The 20,255-nt window shown below is 65.4% G+C and carries 15 protein-coding genes and 1 pseudogene; 6 read left to right on the forward strand and 10 right to left on the reverse strand.

All coding sequences use genetic code 11. The annotated features are described in order from the left end of the window. Positions 1-46: 46 nt before the first annotated feature. The 5 genes from EDD29_RS28105 to EDD29_RS28125 form a co-directional block, all read right to left on the reverse strand. Positions 47-1,075 carry an ABC transporter permease gene (locus EDD29_RS28105; protein WP_123670733.1) on the reverse strand — a complete coding sequence of 343 codons (1,029 nt, stop codon included), beginning with the start codon at positions 1,073-1,075 and terminating at the stop codon, positions 47-49. After that, positions 1,075-2,580, reverse strand: a complete 1,506-nt coding sequence (locus EDD29_RS28110) for a sugar ABC transporter ATP-binding protein (protein ID WP_170201614.1) — start codon at positions 2,578-2,580, stop codon at positions 1,075-1,077. Before EDD29_RS28110 ends, EDD29_RS28105 begins: the two co-directional genes overlap by 1 nt. Further along, positions 2,577-3,713 carry a sugar ABC transporter substrate-binding protein gene (locus EDD29_RS28115; protein ID WP_211359954.1) on the reverse strand — a complete coding sequence of 379 codons (1,137 nt, stop codon included), beginning with the start codon at positions 3,711-3,713 and terminating at the stop codon, positions 2,577-2,579. The genes EDD29_RS28110 and EDD29_RS28115 overlap by 4 nt, the downstream gene beginning before the upstream one ends. Positions 3,714-4,023: 310 nt before the next feature. Next, positions 4,024-5,907 carry an adenylyl cyclase gene (locus EDD29_RS28120; protein ID WP_148086116.1) on the reverse strand — a complete coding sequence of 628 codons (1,884 nt, stop codon included), beginning with the start codon at positions 5,905-5,907 and terminating at the stop codon, positions 4,024-4,026. 249 nt (positions 5,908-6,156) lie between these two features. After that, a complete protein-coding gene (locus tag EDD29_RS28125) occupies positions 6,157-7,110 on the reverse strand; it encodes a LysR family transcriptional regulator (RefSeq protein WP_170201615.1) in 954 nt (317 codons plus the stop codon). Between the two features lie 351 nt (positions 7,111-7,461). Between EDD29_RS28125 and EDD29_RS28130 the strand changes: the two genes are divergently transcribed. Beyond that, entirely contained in the window at positions 7,462-8,241 is a 780-nt protein-coding gene (locus EDD29_RS28130; protein ID WP_211359955.1) for an SDR family NAD(P)-dependent oxidoreductase, read from the forward strand. Between the two features lie 136 nt (positions 8,242-8,377). Here EDD29_RS28130 and EDD29_RS28135 read toward each other — a convergent pair whose 3' ends face one another. Further along, positions 8,378-9,079, reverse strand: a complete 702-nt coding sequence (locus EDD29_RS28135; RefSeq protein ID WP_170201616.1) for a TetR/AcrR family transcriptional regulator — start codon at positions 9,077-9,079, stop codon at positions 8,378-8,380. A 187-nt stretch (positions 9,080-9,266) separates the two neighbouring features. Between EDD29_RS28135 and EDD29_RS28140 the strand changes: the two genes are divergently transcribed. The 5 genes from EDD29_RS28140 to EDD29_RS28160 all read left to right on the forward strand — a co-directional run bounded on the left by EDD29_RS28140 (position 9,267) and on the right by EDD29_RS28160 (position 14,160). Continuing rightward, positions 9,267-9,773: a PhzA/PhzB family protein gene (locus tag EDD29_RS28140; RefSeq protein ID WP_170201617.1), complete on the forward strand. Its 507-nt coding sequence runs from the start codon at positions 9,267-9,269 to the stop codon at positions 9,771-9,773. 55 nt (positions 9,774-9,828) lie between these two features. After that, on the forward strand, positions 9,829-11,133 hold the full coding sequence (locus tag EDD29_RS28145) for an ABC transporter substrate-binding protein (RefSeq protein WP_123667280.1): 1,305 nt from the start codon (positions 9,829-9,831) through the stop codon (positions 11,131-11,133). A 94-nt stretch (positions 11,134-11,227) separates the two neighbouring features. Beyond that, on the forward strand, positions 11,228-12,148 hold the full coding sequence (locus tag EDD29_RS28150) for a carbohydrate ABC transporter permease (protein WP_123670735.1): 921 nt from the start codon (positions 11,228-11,230) through the stop codon (positions 12,146-12,148). After that, a complete protein-coding gene (locus EDD29_RS28155) occupies positions 12,145-12,981 on the forward strand; it encodes a carbohydrate ABC transporter permease (protein WP_123667282.1) in 837 nt (278 codons plus the stop codon). The genes EDD29_RS28150 and EDD29_RS28155 overlap by 4 nt, the downstream gene beginning before the upstream one ends. Before the next feature lie 39 nt (positions 12,982-13,020). Continuing rightward, positions 13,021-14,160: an FAD-dependent monooxygenase gene (locus EDD29_RS28160; RefSeq protein WP_123667284.1), complete on the forward strand. Its 1,140-nt coding sequence runs from the start codon at positions 13,021-13,023 to the stop codon at positions 14,158-14,160. Positions 14,161-14,258: 98 nt separating this feature from the next. Here EDD29_RS28160 and EDD29_RS28165 read toward each other — a convergent pair whose 3' ends face one another. The 4 genes and pseudogenes from EDD29_RS28165 to EDD29_RS28185 all read right to left on the reverse strand — a co-directional run bounded on the left by EDD29_RS28165 (position 14,259) and on the right by EDD29_RS28185 (position 20,251). Continuing rightward, positions 14,259-16,391: an adenylyl cyclase gene (locus tag EDD29_RS28165; protein ID WP_148086117.1), complete on the reverse strand. Its 2,133-nt coding sequence runs from the start codon at positions 16,389-16,391 to the stop codon at positions 14,259-14,261. 392 nt (positions 16,392-16,783) lie between these two features. Next, on the reverse strand, positions 16,784-17,560 hold the full coding sequence (locus EDD29_RS28175) for a transposase family protein (RefSeq protein ID WP_123667288.1): 777 nt from the start codon (positions 17,558-17,560) through the stop codon (positions 16,784-16,786). A 143-nt stretch (positions 17,561-17,703) separates the two neighbouring features. Next, positions 17,704-18,912 (reverse strand): annotated as a pseudogene (locus EDD29_RS28180) (IS630 family transposase); the annotation flags it as partial. Positions 18,913-19,052: 140 nt separating this feature from the next. Further along, a protein-coding gene (locus EDD29_RS28185) for an IS3 family transposase (RefSeq protein WP_123665178.1) occupies positions 19,053-20,251 on the reverse strand; the annotation gives its coding sequence in 2 pieces (ribosomal slippage) (positions 19,053-20,002 and positions 20,002-20,251; 1,200 coding nt in all). Between the last annotated feature and the right edge of the window lie 4 nt (positions 20,252-20,255).

A 20,255-nucleotide genomic window follows, 5' to 3' on the forward strand; every position in this document is an offset into this window, starting at 1 on the left:
CCCCAGACCCGACTACGGTCTGGGGCACCGCGCCGTTCGGTCGCGATCAACTCGGTGTGCTCCGGCGGCGCAGGAAGCTGGAGAGGCCGACGGCCACCGCCAGAGCCACGCCATTGAAGACCGGGTCGACCCAGTCGGCGGCGCCCGCGAGAGTGAGCCCGCTGACGCTGACGGCGACCAGAGCGACACCGAAGACGGTGCCCCAGACGTTGAACCTGCCCGGACGGATGGCAGTGGCGCCGAGGAAGACGGCGGCCAGCGCGGGGAACAGCATCGTCGTGCCGGGATCCGCAGTGGCTCCTGCGGTCCTCGCCGTCAGGACCACCCCCGCGATTCCCGCGAGCAGTCCGCTCAGAACAAAGGTCAGCATGACGCTTCGGTTGGTCCGGATGCCGACCAGCCGGGAGGCGCGCACGTTCTCGCCGATCGCGTACAGGGCCCGCCCGAAGGGGGTGTGGCTCAGTAGGTACCAAGCGGCCAGAGCGATCAGGGCAACGAGGTAGACCGGACGCGGGACTCCTAGCCAGACCCCCGATCCGAACTCCACGAGCCCCTGTGCGATGTCAGTGCTGATCGTTTGTCCCTCGGTGTACCACTGGATGAGCCCGCCCAGCAGGGTGGCCGTGGCCAGCGTGGAAACGAACGCGTTCATCTCGAAGATCGCCACAGCCACCCCGTTGACCAGGCCGATGGCCGCTCCCGCGGCTACCGGGACCAGTATCGCCAGAACGAGCGGGGCGTGGTGGTTCTGCATCATCCCCGCGCACGCCACCGACGACGCCGCCGCGACGGCGCCGGCGGAGAAGTCGAAGTGCCCGCAGACCAATGGGATCAGCACGCCCAGCGCCAGGAGCAGGGTGACCGCCTGGTTGGCCGCGAGAATCCTCAGATTGGCCGAGGTCGGGAAGGTAGAGGAGCTTTCGGGGAACAAGCAGAAGAACAACGCGACCGCCGCTAGGAGGGCGACCAGTGCATACCGCTCGGCGGCCTCCGTCCAAGAAGCGAGTCCACGCCGTTCGGCCGGCTCCGACTGGTGGTCTGTCACGACTTCCAAGGACGCGGTCTCGCCCGTCATCACAGCCGGACTCCCTTCTGAACGAGTTCGGTGATCCGGTTCGCGCTAAGCCCGGATACAGGTAGTGACGGCCCCGCTTTGCCGTCGGCGAGCACGACCACCCGGTCGCACACGCGGACGAGTTCTTCGAAGTCGGAGGAGGCGACGAGCACACCGCATCCTCGACTGGCCACCTCTCTGATGTGTCGGTAGATGTCGGCGCGCGATCTGACATCCACTCCCTGGGTCGGCTCATCCAGCAGCAGGACGGTGGGGTCTCGACGCAGCCAGCGTGCGAGCACGACCTTCTGCTGGTTACCGCCGGACAAAGCCGAGAGAGGCGCGGCGACTGATGGCGTCTTGATCGCGAAGCGGCCGATCAGGTCCCGGGCGTCCGCCCTGGATGCGCGATCGCGCATCCAGCCCGAGAAGTACCGGCCGAGAACCGAGAGTGTCATGTTCTCCGCCACCGGCGCGGCGGGCCAGGCCGCATCGCGTCCGCGATCCTGGGGCACCAGCGCGACGCCGGCACGCATCATCTCCGCGACGGTTCGCCCGGTCATGACCTGCCCACCGACACGTACCTCACCCGATGACGGGGTGTGCGATCCGAAGATCACGCTGAGGGCGGTAGAACGCCCTGATCCGAGCGGCCCGGCAAGGCCGACGATCTCACCTGCCGTCACCTCGAGGTCGAGCCCGGTCAGCGGTCCGGCCACCACCGCGGACAACTCCAGAACCCGTTCTCCCGATATCGTCGCCGGGCTCACCTCCTCATCGGACAGAGCCTCACCGACCATGAGTTCGATGAGCTCGTTCTCCGACGGGGAAGAGGCTTCCAGTCGGCTGACGACTCGGCCGTCACGAAAGATCGTGAAGTCGTCGGCGACCGCCAGGACCTCTTGCAGCCGATGGCTGACGAGGACGATCGTCTGGCCTGCCGCGGCTCGCCGCCTCAGCGTGTCCATCAGGGCGCGTGACTCGGCGTCGGGCAGACTTGCGGTGGGCTCGTCGAGCATCAGGATGTGCTCGGTGCCCTCCTGGTCTTGCAGCGCCCGGACAACCGCGACCATCGTCTTGGTGGCCGGACGCAACGCGCCGACCAGGGTGTCGGAGCTCACTGCGAGTTCGTGCCGCTCAAGCAGCCTTCCCACCCGTGAACGCAGAGCGCGCCACCGGATCCCGCCGAGCTGGTGAACGGGGAAGCCCGCATCGAGCGCGAAGTTCTCGGCGACGGTGAGCGAGTCGAACAGGCCGAGGTCCTGATGGACGAAACGCAGGCCCTCGGCCCGCGCCCGGCTGGAGGTGAGGTTCTCGGCCTTGATCTCTCGACCGTGCAGCCGAACCGTCCCGGCATCGGCTGAGTGAACGCCGGCCAGGCACTTGATCATGGTGGATTTGCCGGAGCCGTTGCCACCGAGCAGCGCGTGGACCGTGCCCTGGCGGACGCGGAGAGCCGCGTCCGCCAGGGCATGGGCGCCGCCGAACCTCTTGGAGACGTGGTCGGCGTCGAGCACGTAGGTCACGCCAAGCCCCATGCCTTCTTATACGCGGCGGTGAAGTCGATCGCGGGGGTGTAGACGAACGGCTGTCCGGCTGCGGGAAGGTTGTGGTCCGCGTCGACGACCTGCAGCCCGATTCCGGCAGGCAGAACGTCCTGTCCGGCCTGCACGCGCAGCAGTGTGTCGATGCCGGCCCAGCCGGTCCAGGAAGAGTTGAAGGCCACCGAGGCGTCCTCGCCGCCACCCTTGCCGATGAGGTCGAAGTTCCCAACGTCGCCGATGGCGCCGATGACGGACAGGTCCTCGGACCGGCCCGATGACTGGACGGCCTGACCGAGCCCCGCGAGGAACCAGCCGTCGATCGGGACGTTGACGGCATTTGCGGTCGGCTGCTTCAGCAGGGCGGTCGAGAACTTCTGGGTGAGTTCACCGGCCGCCACGTCGGCGTTGCCGACCTCGAGGACGTCGAGGACCTCGCATCCAGGGCATGTGGCGAGTTCGGCCGCGAAGCCGTCCTGGATCCAGGAGCCCCACAGCGAGTCGGTGAACTGGAGGCTGAGCACCTGCGCCTTGCCTCCGGTCGCTCCGATGATCCAGTCGGCCTGGAGCGCCCCGATCTTCTCCCACCACTGCTGGCTCGTCAGGTCCGGAAGGTTCTGCACCGTGGACGCGAACTGCTTGGTACCGCCGGTCACGTCGCAGTCGTTGCCGCCGGCACCGATCACAGGGATCTTCGCCTGGGCGGCCTCTGTCAGCGCGGCCTGAACGGCGCCGCAATCCTGCCCGATGAAGACGATCCCGGAGGCCTTGGCGCTGATGCCTTGGCGGATGCATGCCGACCAGCCCTGCGGGTTGAGCTTGCCATCGCACAGCTTGCCCTCCCACCCGAGGGCCTGCGCCGCGGTGACGGCCGCGTTGGCGGGAGTGGAACACGTCGGCACGGTCTGTCCGCAGGAGACCACCCATGCCAGACCATCCGCCGACGGCTTGACGGCATCAGTCGGCGGCTGACCGACCAGGCCTTCGTAGGCCGCGGCCGCTTGGGCCGTCGGATCGCCCGCAGCGACGTTGCCGCTCGGCAGAGTTGAGGCGTCATCGCCGGAGTTCGAGCAGCCGGCCAGCAGGGCAGCCGGCAGCACGATGGCCACGAACGCCATGGCGGTGCGATGGGATAGGGATTTCACGAATCGATCTCCTCAGGCCGGGGTGTGACCGCCATCACGAGGATGGCTGAGGAAAGATTGGGCTTGCCATGACACCCATGTCCATACACAATTTCATATAAGCGCTATAATTGTGATTTATATCCCGAGTGCTAGAAATCTTGATGCACACAGAAAAGCCGTGCACCCACGCGGATGAACGGCTCGAAATCAGCTCGGAGAATCTCGACTAAAGCATCAAGAAGTAGACCGAGGAGACCTCCCGGCCCACTCGCACGAGCGGACCGGGAGCTCAACCGCTGGTTCAGCGACCGGCGGGGAAGGACTTCAGCCTGGTCAGCGCGAGGAGACCGAAGACCGGAGAGTTCGGGTTCGAGGCGGTGACCGCGTCACCCGTCGAATTGATCACATGGTCCACCCCGCCCTGGCCAAGGATGACGCCGCTCACGACCGAGGTGAAACGGATGTCACGTGCGACAGGAGTTTCCACGGCGGAGGTGACATAGGCGGGAGCCTGGCGGAAGAACGAATAGATGGCCAGCCCGGTCGCATCGTGGCTGCGCACCCCGGGCGAGACCACGTAAGCGGCGTAACCGTTCTTCGTACCGTTCATCCATTCCTGCTGACTCGGCACGTCGTAGGGATACTCGCTCTGGTAGAAGATGGTGCGGCCGCGCTCGCCGTTCCACACGACCTGGTGCTTCTGGTAGTGCTCGACGAAGAGCCCCAGCGCGGTGACGTCATCTCCGTTGACGACCAGGCCATGGTCTGCACGATTCTGGTTCCAGAGAGTGCCGACTCCGTGGTCGCCGCGCCACGCCCAGATGCTGTCCATCACGACGTGGTCGCTGTTGATCTCGAAGCTCGTGGTCGCCGATCCGGCCCGAGGACCGCCGACGCGAACGAAGACGTCGCTGAGTGCTGTCGGGTTGCGCGGGTCACCGGCGTGGCCGCGCGGTGTGCCCACCTGAACGAGGACATCGGAGTGCACCGCGCCCGCATCCACGGTCAGGCTGGAGAGGGACACGCCGGCGACATCGCCGACTTCAATGGCTGCCGTGCCCTTGACCGGAGCGAGGGACGCGTAGCCGAGGCCCATCACCACCGTGTTCTTGCGGGTCACGTGGATCGGCTGGTCGAGCTCGTACACACCCGGGGTCAGGATGAGGTTCTTGCCCGAGCGCAGAGCCCTGTTGATGACGGCCGCCGAATCGGCGGGCTTGGCGATGAAGAAGTCCTCGATCGGAATCTGCCGTCCCGCACGGTGCGACGTCGACCAGTGGGTGCCGGAGGTGCCGGTGTCCGCGTCGGGCACGAAGACCTCGTACTTGCCGCCGTCCAGGTAGAGGAACGGCGCCTCGCGCGAGACCGGCGTCTTGTCGAGGGTCGTGATGCTTCCCTTGCCGAACGTCGTGCGCGGCGCTCCCTTGACCCCGGAGAAGACCAGGTTCGAAGACTCGCCGGTCCAGCCTCCGATACTGCTGTCCCGGCTGTACCACTGGGCCATCGAGGCCTGTGTCGCACCGTTGCCGCTGTTCACGGTTCCGTCGACCTTGCTGTTGACCAGTTCGGAGCCGAACGCGTAGGAGCCGGTCGGGCCATTGATGTCCAGGTCGCCCTTGATGTGGACACGGCGCAGGGGTGAGGCCTGCGAGACGTTCCAGCGGAGGGTGTGCGGAGGCGCCACCTGCTGGGCCACGTTGGCGTCGCCGGCGATGGGTCGCTGAATGGGGTTGATGCTCAGGTTTCCCAGGGAACGCCAGAAGGTGGTGAGCGCACTGGGGATCGCGCCGTTCGACGGGTTCGCATGCAGCGCACCGTTGATGATCACGTCGTCGGGCGACGAGCCGAGCCCCTGGATCGAGGTGTAGTAGCCGACCTGCGAGTTGACGATACCGGTGGCGGTCGCCGGGTCGCCCTCGCCCGCCGCGCTTCCGTAGGTGCCGGGCTTGAAGAAGACCGCGTATCGCTGGTCGCTGAACTCGGTGTTCTTGGAGATCTGCCGCAGGTAGGCGTTGATCTCGTCAACGGGAGTCTTCGTGTCGAAGATCTTGACGTACGGACCGAAGTCCGGGGCACCGCGTCCGGCGGCTTCGGCGGGCGCGATACCTGCGACCGTCAGCGCACTGCAGGCGCTCACCACGGTGAGCGCGACAATCCCTCTGCGTCCTGTGGATCGGGGTCTCATCCACATCTCCTCTCTTTACAAAAGCCGTTGCGGGACGAGCGGGAACGACCACGGAAGCTTTCGTCGTTGAAAGGCGAAGACCTGGGGTGGCTGCCATGCCCGCTGGGGCGCTCGCACGAGCGGGCCCTCTCACTTCGCATTACGGCGGGAACCGACCTGCCACGTCGCAGATCCAGGTTCTCGCACATCGTCGGGGCTGATCGCAGTCCGTGTCCACGCTGTCTCGTTTATGTGGTGCATCACCGCGGCTTATGTCAGGGCGGGCAGCCCGCGGCAGGCAGCGGCCAGGTAGTTCCGCAGCCAGGCGTGACCGGGATCCCGGTCGTAGATCGGGTGCCACCACAGCGCCTCGGTGATGGGTACCGCGTCGAACGGGCAGGGCAGCACACGGACATCGCCGTTGCCGACCAGGCTCTCGGCGACCCTCGCCTGCACAAGCGCAATGCGGTCGGTCCCCGCGATCACGAAGGGCAGCGCGAGGAAGGACGCTACGACGATCTGCACATGCGGCTCTATGCCCATGACCTGGAGCTGGCGAGCTGCCGGGTTGAACGCGGCGGGCGTCCGGTAGTTGAATGCCCAGGGCAGTTCGGCGAGGTCCTTCATGGTCAGCTGGTCACCCACCCGTTCGTTCGATGTGGCCACGAGACACACCCAGTTGTCGGCGTGCAGGTCCACGAAGGGGACGTTCGAGAGGAAACCGTGCGGCATGATCACACCGTCCACGTCTCGCAGGGCGTCCGGCATCTGTTCGACGATCTGGGCGTGGTGCGCCTCAAGCCGGAGCGACACCTTCGGCGCCGTCCCGACCGTGAGCCCTCTCAGCGCACCGCCGATGACCGCCATCGCGTAGTCCGAGGTCAACACCGTGAACTCGCGCTCGTCGGCCGCCGGATCGAAACCTGACTGGGTTTCGAAGACCCGGCGGACCCCTTCCATCGCAATCGCCGTCCTGACCTTGAGCTCTGTCGCCAGCGGAGTGAGTTCGTAGCGGTTACCGCACCTCCGCAACAGATCATCGTCGAAGTACCTGCGCAGCTTGCCCAGCGCAGCGCTCACAGCCGGCTGTGTCACATTGAGTCGTTGCGCCGTCCGCGTGACACTGGTTTCCTGAAGCAGGGCGTCGAGGGTCCTGAGCAGGTTGAAGTCCAGGTTCGAGAGCTCCACGGCCCGAAGCCTGACATAAAGCAAGGTGACCTGCATCACCCACAAAATCGGACATTATTGGATGGCTGCCGGTTGGGAATCCCGAACCAGGTCACTCCACGTAGCGGAACCGAGGTGGACGACGGCAGCCGCTCAAGGAGCACAGAAGCAGTGTCTGCATGTGCAGACGCCGTAGAAGTCTCCTAGCGGTTGCCCCGATTCTCTTCTCGGTCTTGATTATCTGACGCTGCGTGAACAACGCTTCCCAGTTCTCTCGCCCATGATGCCGCCAGCGGCATCCGGCGAACCGATGCACCCATCCGGAGAAGCGATTTCTCATGGGTAACGTCCCTCCACCACGATGAGTCGACGCCGAAAACGCGTCATGGAAGACAGCGGGAGGGCATCGTGGGTCGGCTGCATGGCAAGGTCGCACTGATCACCGGAACGGGCAGCGGCCAGGGCCGCACCGCGGCGCGGCTGTTCGCCGCCGAGGGCGCCATCGTCGTGGGCTGTGACCTCGACCAGGACGGCGCCGCCGAGACCGTGGAAATGGTGCGCTCCTCGGGCGGCACCATGAGCAGCACCCATCCACTCGACCTCGGTGACGAGGCCTCCGTCCAGGCATGGATCGACGCGGCCGCCGATGCCCACGGTGGCATCGACATCCTCTACAACAACGCTGCGGCGACGCGCTTTTCTCCGCTCACCGAAACCAGTTACGAGGACTGGTCCTTCACGCTGCGCAACGAACTGGACATCGTCTTTCTGGCGACCAAGCACGCTTGGCCCCACCTCATCGCGCGCGGCGGTGGCAGCGTCCTTCTCGTTGGTTCCACCGCCGGGATCACCGGCTCGGTCACCAACCACCGCATCGCCCACACCGCCGGCAAGGGCGGAATAGTCGCCATGACACGGCAGCTCGCAGCCGAAGGCGCAGCCCATGGAATCCGCGTGAACTGCGTGAGTCCTGGCATGATCGAGACCCCGGCGAGCACTAGGACCCTCCTCGCCGAGGACCACCCCATGCGGACCATCGCACGCGCCATCCCCCTTGGCCGGATCGGCACCCCCGACGAGGTCGCCCGCTGCGCGCTCTTCCTCCTCAGCGAGGAATCCTCCTATGTGACCGGCGCCAACCTCGTCGTCGACGGCGGCTGGTCCACCGTATTGCCCGGCGCGAACTAAGGCCCGATCACGGCCCTTCCGCCGCGGGCGAGCGTGCGGACCGGTGCCAAGGTGATCACAGATCGGCCAGAACGGCCGACGACCTCGGTTGATCTGCTGGAGGCTGCATCCTCCGCCAGATCGACCGAGGTCCAATTCATCTGCCTTCACGCGAGCGGTGCACGGCGAGGGCCCCAGCCCCGGCATCGTTTCCCCATAGATAGTGCATGACCATGGTCGACAGGTCCTCGATCAACTCGTTCCACTCCCAGAGAGGCGAGGTCACACGCTCTCCGTGCAACCCGAGATGACGGGCGACCACGCTGTAAACGATGACGAAAGCGCGAGCGGCGGCCAGTTCGGGATCCTCATGAGTGATGTCGTCACGACGCTCAAGCAGGCGGGCTGTGAACAGCCGCTCGGTTCTCTGGTAGCTTGCATGACCGATCGCCGCTGCCACGGGATCCGCATATCCGATCTGAATCGCAACCCGGGTCCGCTCGGCGGTGACGCGCAGATGCTCCACCAGGAGCTCGACCATGCGCACAACAAACCCGGGAAAGTTCGCCTGTACCGAGACGTAGCTGTTGAGCGTCCGTTCGGCCTCCGCGTCCATCAGATCCATCTCACGTGTGAGCAAGGCGCGGAGCAGGTCGTCCTTGGACTTCACCCGTGAGTACACCACTCCGGTACTCACACCCGCCCGTTTGACGACGTCCGCAAGGGTGACGGCGGTGGAGCCGGTCTCGCTCACGAGCGCGAAGGCGGCATCGAGCAGCCGGTTGAAGGACTGCTGACTGCGCTCCTGCCGAGCTGGGCGGGAGAAGGATGTCCCCAGGGTGGTCTCGTCGCTGCTCATCGGGTGGCGGCCTCTCGGTGTAGGCGTGTCGTCGACTGCCCAAGATTCTAGAACAAGAATTATCGTTTCAGACCCCGAACCTGTTGACACCGCCGAACAGCCCGCCCTATGTTCCATAACGATAATCATGGTTCTTGTTTCAGCAACCCATGGTTCACCCACCGGCACACAAGGAGAGGGAAACCCTATGAGCACTAACGACTCGGACCTGCGGGCAGGCAACCGGGCGACGGTGGAGCGCTTCTTCAAGACCCACGGTCTGGAGCGGGCTTCGCTCTTCGCCGCGGACGGCTACAAGGTCCTGCCGTGGACGGGCCTGGGCCATGCCATCGATATGCGCGGCATGTACGAGCTCAAGTACAACTTCCTGCGCAACATCGAGCTGTTCACGGGCTGGACGTGGAGCGACATCACCATCTACGACACCCAGCACCCCGACCGGTTCTGGGTGGAGTGCCGCGGGCAGGGCGTCATCAGCGTGGAGGGCCACGAGCCCGTCAACTACGGCAACCACTACCTCATGAACTTCCGGCTCGAGGAAGGCAAGATCGCGGAGTTCCGGGAGTTCTGCAACCCCCTGAGCAAGCCCACCGACAACGAGGGCCGACCCGCCGAGACACCGCCCCTCGGCGACTGGAAGCCCCCCACGGGCTGGCCGGAGCCCGCTGACTGGACGCCCCAGAACCCCGCCTGAGACCGATACACCCCCGTCACCATCGCACCCAGCACCATCCCCACCGGGAGCCCCCATGCGTCACCCGATGCTCAACGTGGCCGTCTCCGTCATCGCTATGGCCACGGCCCTCACCGCTTGCGGCTCCGAACCCACCGCCTCCGAGCCCGTCCAGGCGGGTGCGGCAAGCGAAAGTGGAACGTTCACCTTGCTCGCCCAGTCGGATGCCAACGAGCAGACCGCCTTCGCCGAGATCGTCACCGAGTTCCAGAAGGCGTATCCCGAGATAAAGATCAAAGCCGAGTATGCGCCTCTCGGCCCAACCTACGTGCAGACGCTCCGCACCCGGCTCCAGGCGGGCAATCCGCCGGATGTCTTCTATGTGACTCCCGGATCCGGCGGCCAGCAGGCCGTCCTGCCCTTCGCCGAAGCCGGTTATCTCGCGGACCTGTCCAACCAGCCCTGGAGCAACGGGGTCATTCCCCAAGGCTCACACGACCTCTTCTACACCGGCTCCCAACTCTGGGCCGCCCCGCTCGACCAAGTGGTCGTCGCCCAGGTGTACAACGTCGAAGCAATGCGGGAAGTCGGGCTCGAGGCACCCCCGAAGACCCTGGACGAGGTGAAGAACGCCTGTGCGCTGGCTTCCGCCAAGGGCAAGGCCCTCTACGCGCTCGGCGGCGCCAACAACCAGACCGCCGGAATGTTCGTGTCGAGTCTCGCCGCGACGCAGGTCCTCCCCGCGAACCCCGACTGGAACAGCGAGCGGGCCGCAGGACGGGTGACCTTCGCGGACTCGCCGGAGTGGAAGGCCACGCTCCAGAGCCTCCTCGACATGATGGACTGGGGGTGCTTCCAGGAAGGGGCGGAAGGAGCTGACATCGCCCAGTTCGCGCCGCTGGTGCCCAGCGGCAAGACGCTGGGCGCCATCATTCCGGTCAGTTCGATTGCCTCTTTCAAGGCCGTCAATCCCGACGTGGCGCTGCGGGCCTACCCCGTTCCCACACCGAACGCGGGACAGCAGGTGCTGTACTCCTACCCCGGGAACGCCGTCGCGCTCAGTGCCAAGGCCTCCGGCAACGGAGCCGCGCTGAAGTTCCTGGAGTTCTTCGCCGTCGGTGAAGGATCGGCCCTTTATGCGGCGCAGTCTGGCGGGATATCCCTCCAGGAGGCCCAGGGGAAGGCTCCCTTGTCGAACCCGGATCTCGCACCTCTCCAGGACCTGCTCAAGGACGACTCACGGGCCTTCCCTCTGGTCCAGGCCGCTTGGCCCAACTCAGAGGTGTACGAACAACTCGGCAACGGCGTGCAAGGACTGCTGATCGGGCAACAGCGACCCGAGGACGTCCTCGCCGCCATGGACGCCGCCTGGAACCGATGATCCCCTGCCCGCGGCCGGATCTCCCCCGCTCTGGCCGCGGGCCGCTATCCGCACGCCCATCAGATTCGAAGAGAGCGCCATGGCGGTGCACATAATGAACGATCCATCCCCTGCAACGTCCGTGCGTACTGAGCGGCGCAGGTCGGCACCAAGCCGACCCGGCATCACTTGGCGCTGGCTGATCCCTGCGCTCCTCTTCTTGCTCGGGGCGCGCTACCTCCCGACGATCGCTGGTGCCGGATACTCCCTCACCGACTGGAACGGTCTCACCGCGCCTCGTTTCATCGGCTTGGAGAATTTCCAGGAGATCTTCCGGACGCCTGAGGCTGTGCGCGCGCTGCGCAACACCCTGCTCATCTCCCTCGTCGTCGTCTCGGTGAGCACACTGCTCGGGCTGATCCTCGCGCTCGGGCTCAATGCCGTCGTCAAGACACGTCACATCATTCGGGCCGCGTTCTTCCTCCCCGCGGTGATGAGCGCCCTGTCGACCGCCTATGTCTGGAAGTTCCTCTTCCAGATCGACGGTCCCATCAACGAGGTCCTGCAGGCTCTCCGACTCCAAGACGAGCCACGCTCATGGCTGGCAGACCCAGACACCGCGCTGTGGAGCATCTGCGCCGTCATGATCTGGCAGCTGTCCGGCCTCGCGATGGTCGTGTACTTGGCCGGTCTGCAAGGTATCCCCGCCGAACTGAACGAGGCGGCCGCAGTCGACGGCGCCTCCACCTGGCAGCGAACGCGCTCCATCACGCTGCCGCTGCTGCGGCCGGCCACGATGATCGCGATTCCGTTGATCACCATCACTTCGCTCAGCATCTTCGATCAAGTCCTGGCGTTGACCGGCGGCGGCCCCGTCGGCATGACCGAAACCCTCGCGACCCAGGTCTACAAGCAGACGTTCGCCAACGGCCGCTATGGCTACGGCGCCGCGCTCTCCCTCGTCCTGACCTTGCTGATCATCGTGATCGCCCTGATTCAAACGTTCGTCACCAGGCCTAGAAAAGAGGCGACATGAGCGGAACCTACCAGCGGTACACCTGGATGTCCTTCGTTCGGGAGACCGCCCTCGCCTCCGGCGCGGCCCTATGGATCGTTCCCTTCGTTCTCCTGGTCCTCGTGTCGCTCGAACCCACAAGCCAGCTCCTGGAGAACCCGACAGGCCTGCCAGAATCCTGGGACTTCGGCAACTACGGCACTGCATGGTCCGAAGCCGGTATCGGCCGCGCCGCGGTTAACAGCGTGATCATCACGGCCGGAAGCGTCGGCGCCCTGGTCGTTCTCGGCTCCGCTTCCGCGTACGCGATCGCGCGTGCACGCGGCCGGATGGGCGGTGTCGTCTACCTGATGGCCGTGATCGGGCTGATCCTGCCGACCCAGTTGGGCGTCATCCCGCTTTACACGGCGCTGCGGTCGATGGGCCTCGTCGGCTCATACGCGGGAATGATCGTTCTGTACACCGGCCTGTGGCTGCCGCTGGCGATCTTCCTCTACACCAACTTCGCCCGGAACCTTCCGAGGGACTACGAGGAGGCCGCCGCCGTCGACGGCGCGTCGCCGCTCCGCATGTTCCGATCAGTGGTCTTCCCGCTGCTTCGTCCCGCCACCGGCACGGTCGCCGTGCTCACCGGTGTGCAGATCTGGAACGACTTCTTCTTCCCGATCATCTTCCTCAACGGCACCGACCGGACCCCACTGCCGCTGACGGTCTACACCTACATCGGCGGTGTGGCTACGAAGTGGAATCTCGTATTCGCTGCCGTGGCCATGACGATCCTCCCGGTCCTCGTCTTGTTCTTCGCGGCCCAGCGCCAACTCATGCGCGGGTTCAGTGGCGGCGTCAAGAGCTGACCCTTCTTCCTTCTGCCCCTCCCACCCGATTGGATTTCAATGACGACCTCCCGCCGCATTCTCATCGTCGGCGCGGGCATCGCAGGCCTGACGCTGGCGAACGCCCTGCGTCATGAGAACGTCGACCTGCGTCTGGTCGACATCGACCCGAGGCCTGTCGGTTCGGGAATCGGACTGTCGGGCAACGCGCTGCGCGCCCTGGAGACCCACGGACTCCTCGACCCGGTTCTCGAAGGCAGCAGCCTGAGCATGACTCTGCACATGTGCGAGCCCGACGGGACCACTCTTCTCTACACCGAGCGTTTGCAGCCTGAAGGCCAGGCTTTCCCCGACAACGTCGTCCTCTCACGCCATGTTCTCGCCGACATCCTGACCCGCTCACTGAGCGAGTCCGGCATCGGCATCGATGTCGGGATCACCATCGCAGAGGTGAACCAGGACTCGGACTCCGCCGTCGTCACCTTCACCAACGGTGAGACCGAGCGCTTCGACGTGGTCGTCGGAGCCGACGGTTTCAACTCCCTCACCCGTCGCAAGGTGTTCGGAGAGGAGTTTCGCGCCGGCCCCCTCGGGCAAGCCGGTTATCGGTGGCTGACTCCCGGCATCTCTTCGATCACACACGGTCGGATGTATCTCGGTGCCAACGGTCTGAAGATCGGGCTCTACCCGCTTCCCGATGATCAGATCTACGCATTCATCACGAAGCCGACCGGGCGGATCACTCGTGATGGCGATCTACTCGTCCGCTCCGAGATGGAGGACGCACTGGCGCAGTTCACCTTTCCGGAGGCGGCACGCATCCGTGCCGACCTGCCCCAGGGCCGGGACATTCACTTCGGCCCGTTCAGCACCATGCTCGTTCCCTCACCCTGGTACCGCGGCCGCGTGGTCCTGATCGGCGACGCGGCACACGTGATGCCTCCCCATGCCTCCAGCGGGGCCGCCATGGCCATCGAGGACGCGCACGTGCTCGCTGCGGAACTGACCGCCCGGTCCTCCGTAGAGGAGGCTCTCGAACGCTACATGGGACGGCGCTTCCTTCGTGTCCAGCGAGCGCTCCGCTACTCGGTGCGCCAGTGCCTCGCGGAGAACGCCGCGGGGGGTGACTTCGAGCCGCCGCCCGTGGTCGACCCTGGCGAGGCCAAGGAGTACTGGGCCTACCTCCGTGAACCGATCTAGCTCCTCACAGAACACTCGTGCCCCTCGGCCGGAGGCCGAGGGGCACGAGGACCCGGGCTGGCTGTTCAGGCTGCTCCAGCGCCTTTCCAGCTCAGGTGTTAACGGTGCCCGCCGTGCCCCAGGTCGGCCTTGGTCGGGAAGAGCGCGATCCGCAGGTTCGAGGTGAACCCGAAGGTGTCCGAGTACGGAAGCCGGGAGTTTCCGGAGTCCAGGCCCGCGTCGACCGCCGGTCCGAGGTCGTTGAAGATGTGGCGGAAGCCGCCCTTCGTGAAGCCCCCCGGGACGGGGAACATGATCGAACCAGCAGTGACACCGTGGAAGACGATGTCCTTCTTCACCGGGGTCTCGATCGCGCTGGAAGCGAAGCAGACGCAGCCGTTGGAGAAGCGGGTGTAGGCGCCGAAGCCGTCCAGCCTGAACGACTTGACGTCATCAGCGATCTTGAGGGTGGGATAGCCCTCCTTCGCGCCGTTCATCCACTCGGGCTGGCTCGGCGGGGTATACGGGGGCTCTGTCTCCAGGAACACGACCTGGCCGCCGTCACCGTTCCAGGTCATCTGCGTCTTCTTGAAGTGCTCGACCCATAGGCCGGTCCAGGTGACGTCGTCGCCGTTCACGACGATGCCGTGCGACCCCGCCGGGTCGGACCAGGCGACGCCGCCGAGCCCGCCGGTCCGGACCCACGAACCGTCAACGAGCACGTGGTCCTGGTTGATGACCTCAGCGGTGACGGCCTTGCCGGCGATGTGCACGTCGCTGATCGTGGTCGGGTTCTTCTCGGACCCGCCGCGCTTCGCGCCTCCGCTGCCGATCTGAACGAGCACGTCGGAGGCCGTACCCGTGCCGCCCACGCTGAACGCGGAGAGCACCACGCCCGGGACATTTCCGACCTTCACGGCCCCGAGGCCCGCTGTCGCGTTCAGCTGCGCGAAGCCGAGGCCCATGATTACGGTGTCGGGACGGTTGACCTGAAGCGGGGCGTCCAGGTCGTAGACACCGGGCGTCAGGAGGAGGTTCTTGCCCTTCGCGAGTTCCTGGTTCAGCGTCGCCGCCGTCGCAGTCGGGTTCGCGATGTAGAACCGGCTGAGGGCGAGGGAAGACCCGTTGCGCGAGTTCAAGTCCCAGTCGTAGCCGGAGGTGTTCGTACGGGCCTTCGGAACGAACACCTTGTAGTGACCGCGGTCGACATAGAGGAACGGCGCTTCGCGGGTGACCGGAGTGTTCTTCAGGGTCACCTTGTCGCCGGGGCCGCTCTTGGCCGTCGCGGGGCCGAAGTTGTCCTTCGGAGCTCCCTTCACGCCGGAGAAGACCATCTTGGAGGAGAAGCCCTCCCACCCGCCGATCTGGCTGTTGCGGGTGTAATACATCGCGTTGGTCTGGTCGCCCTGTCCCTCCGCGGTGTTCTGGCCGTTCCCGACGTCGAGCTTCCCGGTGATGCGGGAGTTCGCGATCACGTTGCCGAACGCAAAGGTGCCCGGCGCCGGGTTGGTCAGATCGACGTCTCCGCGGAGGTCGATGCGCCGCCAGTGCGCGGTCTGGGAGGTCAGCCACCGCATCGTGTGCGGGTCCTCGCCGGGCTGGATCGGATTGATACTCAGGTTGGTGAGCGTGCGGGCGAACGTGCCCAGCGCGCTGCCAGCGGCCTCGACGTGCAAGGCCCCGTTGATTCGCACGTCGTTCGGCTGAGCCCCCAGACCACCGATGGCGGTGTTCGCGTTCAGGGTCGTGTTGACGATCCCCGTCGCGGTCGAGGGATCGTTCTGTCCGGCGGCACTGCCGTACGTACCGGGCTTGAAGAAGATCTGTCGCCGCGGGTTGCCAGCGACCGGCGCGATCGCCGCGTTGATCTGCTCCGTGGTCATCGACGGATCGATGATCGTGACGTTCGGCCCGAAGTCGGGGTTCGTGTCGTCGGCCGCCACAGCGGACGGGGCACCAACGAAGACCGACAAGGTCAGCCCGGACACGGTCAGCGCGCCCCCGGCGAGGCCCGCGACCATGCGCCGCTTCTGCATCGGCTTCCTGCTACGAGTCATCGGCGACACCTCTTGGTGCGACGCATCAATACGGCCTTTCATTGAGCGGATCGGAGGGACGCATCGCCCTCCTGGGTGGTGACGGATCCGGCTCCTCACTGTTCGGCCAGACGACTGGAGCGAGTGAACGTGGTCGCAGGCCGGCCAACGCTCAGGAGAAGCGCAGGACCGCCGAACCACTGTGACCGCTGTCACCTCGACCCAGGAAGCCGTATTTGCTTAAGCGCGATATCAACCGGGCTTATGCACCAACTACTGGAACGCTTCCGGCGAAGCACCGCACTTCTCAGTGAGGTGGTCTCATCGAGTTTCGGATCGGGGGTCTGTGCTGCCGCAAGCGGCACCGACCCGGATCAAGAACGAACGCTCGTCCGGTTAACGATCTCGACTTAGCTCGATCACACAGGTGATTCGGCCTCGGCCGCTTCCTTCTCGGCCCCGTGGAACCCGTTTAAGAACCATCTAGTGTCCTGCGCCTGAAATTCGTCGGCAAAATCGTGCGAGGGATTCGAGGATCTCTTCGGCGGTCTTGGTCCAGATGAAGGGTCGAGGGTTGCTGTTCCAGTCGTTGATCCAGTGAGCCTTTTTCACCATGCTGCGAGGGCAGCCTCGCGGTTTTGAAGGACGCTGATGGCTTTGGCGAGGTGGCCGGCTCGGTGGGGGCAGCAGCGGAGCCTTGCCAGGATGCTCCATGACTTGAGCTGCGCGTTTGCGCGTTCGCCGGGGCCGCGGAGCTTGGCGTGGGAGGGGTTGGCCTGCTTCTGTGCCTCGGGCTTGTTTCGGCCCTTGTAGGGCGTGAGGATGTGCGGGCCCGCGCCGGTGTAGCCCTTGTCGGCCAGGACAAGCAGCCCGCAGCCGTCGAGTGCGCGGATCACGCCCCAGTTCCTGGCCGCCGTCAGGTCGTGGATCGAGCCGGGGACCGCGCCCGAGACCCACACGATCTGACCTTCTGGACCGGCTATGACCTGCAGGTTCACCCCGTGTTTCCGGTGCTTTCCCGAGTAGAAGAGCCGGTCGGCGGCCAGCCGGTCGATCGCGATGAGCGTGCCGTCCAGCACCAGGTGGCCAAGCCCGTCCTTCTTCGCCTTGGCCAGCGCACGCTCCAGCTTGGGCGAGCGCGCCGACAGCAGCATCACGGTCTCGTTGACGTAGCGCCACGCGGTCGTGGTTCCGACTCCGAAACCGGCCGCGAGCTGCTGATACGTCTCACCCTTCTTCAAGTAGGCGACGGTCATGAGCGCCTGGCGGCCGGGCGGCAGGGCCCGGCCCTTGCTCCGCACCTTCCGCCGGTGCCGGCGCACCAGCCCGGTCACGTAATCCAGGGTCGAACGCGACAACGGCAGCGAAGAACGATAGAAAAGCATGCGAAGCCTCTGGTCGGGGACGTGTGGAGGTCAGAGACCACCCGTCCTACCAGGGGCTTCTTCACGTCCCGCGCCAGCCACACCGCCCGCGACCATGCTGTGACCAGCAGCCGCGAAAGGCTACTGGAAAAGGTTCAGTCGCGGATGTCGGCTTCCAGGGCCTGGACGCTTTTGTGGGCGCCACGGCGGATCTTCTGGTCGGCCAGGAAGCCGAACCAGCGTTCCACCTGGTTGATCCAGGAGGACCCCGTCGGGGTGAAGTGCATGTGGAAACGTGGGTGCTTGGCGAGCCACGCTTTGATCGCCGGGGTCTTGTGGGTGCCGTAGTTGTCCACGATGAGGTGGACGTCCAGGTCGGCGGGCACGGTCTTGTCGATGGTGATCAAGAACTTCTTGAACTCCGCGGCCCGGTGCTGGCGGTGCATCTGGCCGATGACGGTGCCGTCGGCGATGTCGAAGGCTGCGAACAGGGTGGTGGTGCCGTGCCGGGCATAGTCATGGGTGCGGCGCTCGGGCATGCCCGGCATCATCGGCAGAACAGGTTGCGACCGGTCCAGCGCCTGGATCTGCGACTTCTCGTCCGTGCACAGGACCACCGCCTTCTCGGGCGGGTCGTGGTAGAGGCCGACGATGTCGACGACCTTCTCGACCAGCAGCGGGTCGGTCGACAGCTTGAACGTCTCAGCCCGGTGCGGCTTGAGCCCGAAATCACGCCAGATCCGGCCGATCGTCGACTTCGACAGGCCGCTGCGCTCGGCCATCGACGCCCGCGACCAGTGTGTGGCGTTCTTCGGCGTCTCCTCCAACGTCGCCACCACCACTTCCTCCACCTGATCCAGAGTGATCGACGGAGGCCGGCCCGGCCGTTCCTCGTCCATCAACCCATCCAACCCCAGCCGGACGAACCGGCCACGCCACTTGGAGACGGTGGAGGCGTCCACCCCCAACCGGGCGGCGACGTCCTTGCTGCTCATCCCGTCCGCACACGCCAATATGATCTTCGCTCGCATCGCCAGGACCTGCGCGGACTTCGCCCGCCGAGCCCACCGCACCAGCACCACCCGCTCATCATCACCCACCCTCAGCACGGCCTTGGGCCGGCCCTCCCGAGGCGCATCCAGCAGCCCCTCCACCCCACCGCGCGCGAACGCCGCCCGCCACTTGCGCACCGTCGTCACCGACACCCCTAGATCACGCGCCACCCGCGCGTTACTCGTCCCGGGCTCAGCACACGCCAGCACGATCCCCACCCGAAGAGCCAACGCCGACGACTCCACTGACACACCCACCAACCGCGCCCGCTCGACCTCACCCAGCTCGATCTCGACCGCAGCAGGACCCCGATTCGCCATAACAACACGATACATACTTAACCAACGAATTTCAGGCGCAGGACACTAGTGTCCTGCGCCTGAAATTCGTCGGCAAAATCGTGCGAGGGATTCGAGGTGATGTGCCCCGCTGATTCCGGACAGCTCTATTTGCGGTCAATTCACGCTGAGAGCTGGGAGTTCAGGTACTCAGTGTGAACCTGGGCCGGGCTCTTGTTGCCGAGTGCTGAATGCCGTCGCCGGGGATTATACCAGAGCTCGATGTATTTGATGATGTCCCGGCGTGCGTGTTCTCGAGTGGGATATTCCGTCCGATGGACGCGCTCGTTCTTCAGTGCGGCGAAGAAGGATTCCGCGAGTGCGTTATCCCAGCAGACTCCGGTCCGCCCGGTCGATTGCCGTAGCCGGAGGCGCCGCAGGGTCTCGGCGAACTGCCTGGACATGTAATTGCTTCCGCGGTCGCTGTGAAATATCGCGCTTTCGGCCAGCCGGTGGTTTCGGGCCGCCATGCCGATCGCCTTCTCGATCAGCGGGGTCTTGTAGTCCTCGCCGATCGCCCAGCCGATGACGGCTCTGGAATAGCAGTCGATCACCGTCGCCAGATAGATCCAGCCCTCCCATGTTTCGACGTAGGTGATGTCGCCGACGAGTTTTTCGCCGGGGGCGGACGCGGTGAAGTCGCGCTGCACGAGGTCGGGCACGTGGTGGGCCTGGCCGTCCTGCTCGGTCAGCCCGACGCGCCATGGCCTGGGCTGGCAGGGCTCCAGCCCCAGCTCCCGCATGACCGAGCGGACGAGCTCCGGCCCGGCGGGCACGCCCTGTTCCACCAGATCGGTGTGGATCCGCCGATACCCGTACGTCCCATCGGAAACGTCGAAGAAGTGCCTCACCCACGCCTTCAGCTCATCGCGGCGCCGCGCGGTCGCCGACTCCGGCCGGCTTCTCCATTCGTAGAATCCCGAGCGCGAGACACCCAGCCATGCGCACATCTGAACGATTGCCGGCGATCTATCGCCGATGACGACCGAAGGGTTGGCGTACTCCGCGTCGATGAACTCGTACTTCGAGGTCACCGCTGCTCCCGAGCGAAGTACAACGCCGCTTTTTTTACGAACTCGAGCTCCATCTTGAGTTCCTGGATCTCGCGTTCCTGCTCCTTCAGGCGCACCCGCTCATCGAGCGTCAAAGGAGCCTCTTCCCCGGCATGCTCACGCCGGTACGCACTCACCCAATTCGCCAGAGTCCCGGCATTGATGCCGAGCTCCTTCGCGACCTGTGCGATCGGACGGGAAGAATCCACCACCAACCTGGCGGCTTCCTGCCGATATTCAGGAGAGTAATTCCTCTTCGAACGAGCCAAATCA

The organism is Actinocorallia herbida (assembly GCF_003751225.1).
Classification (GTDB): Bacteria; Actinomycetota; Actinomycetes; order Streptosporangiales; family Streptosporangiaceae; genus Actinocorallia; species Actinocorallia herbida.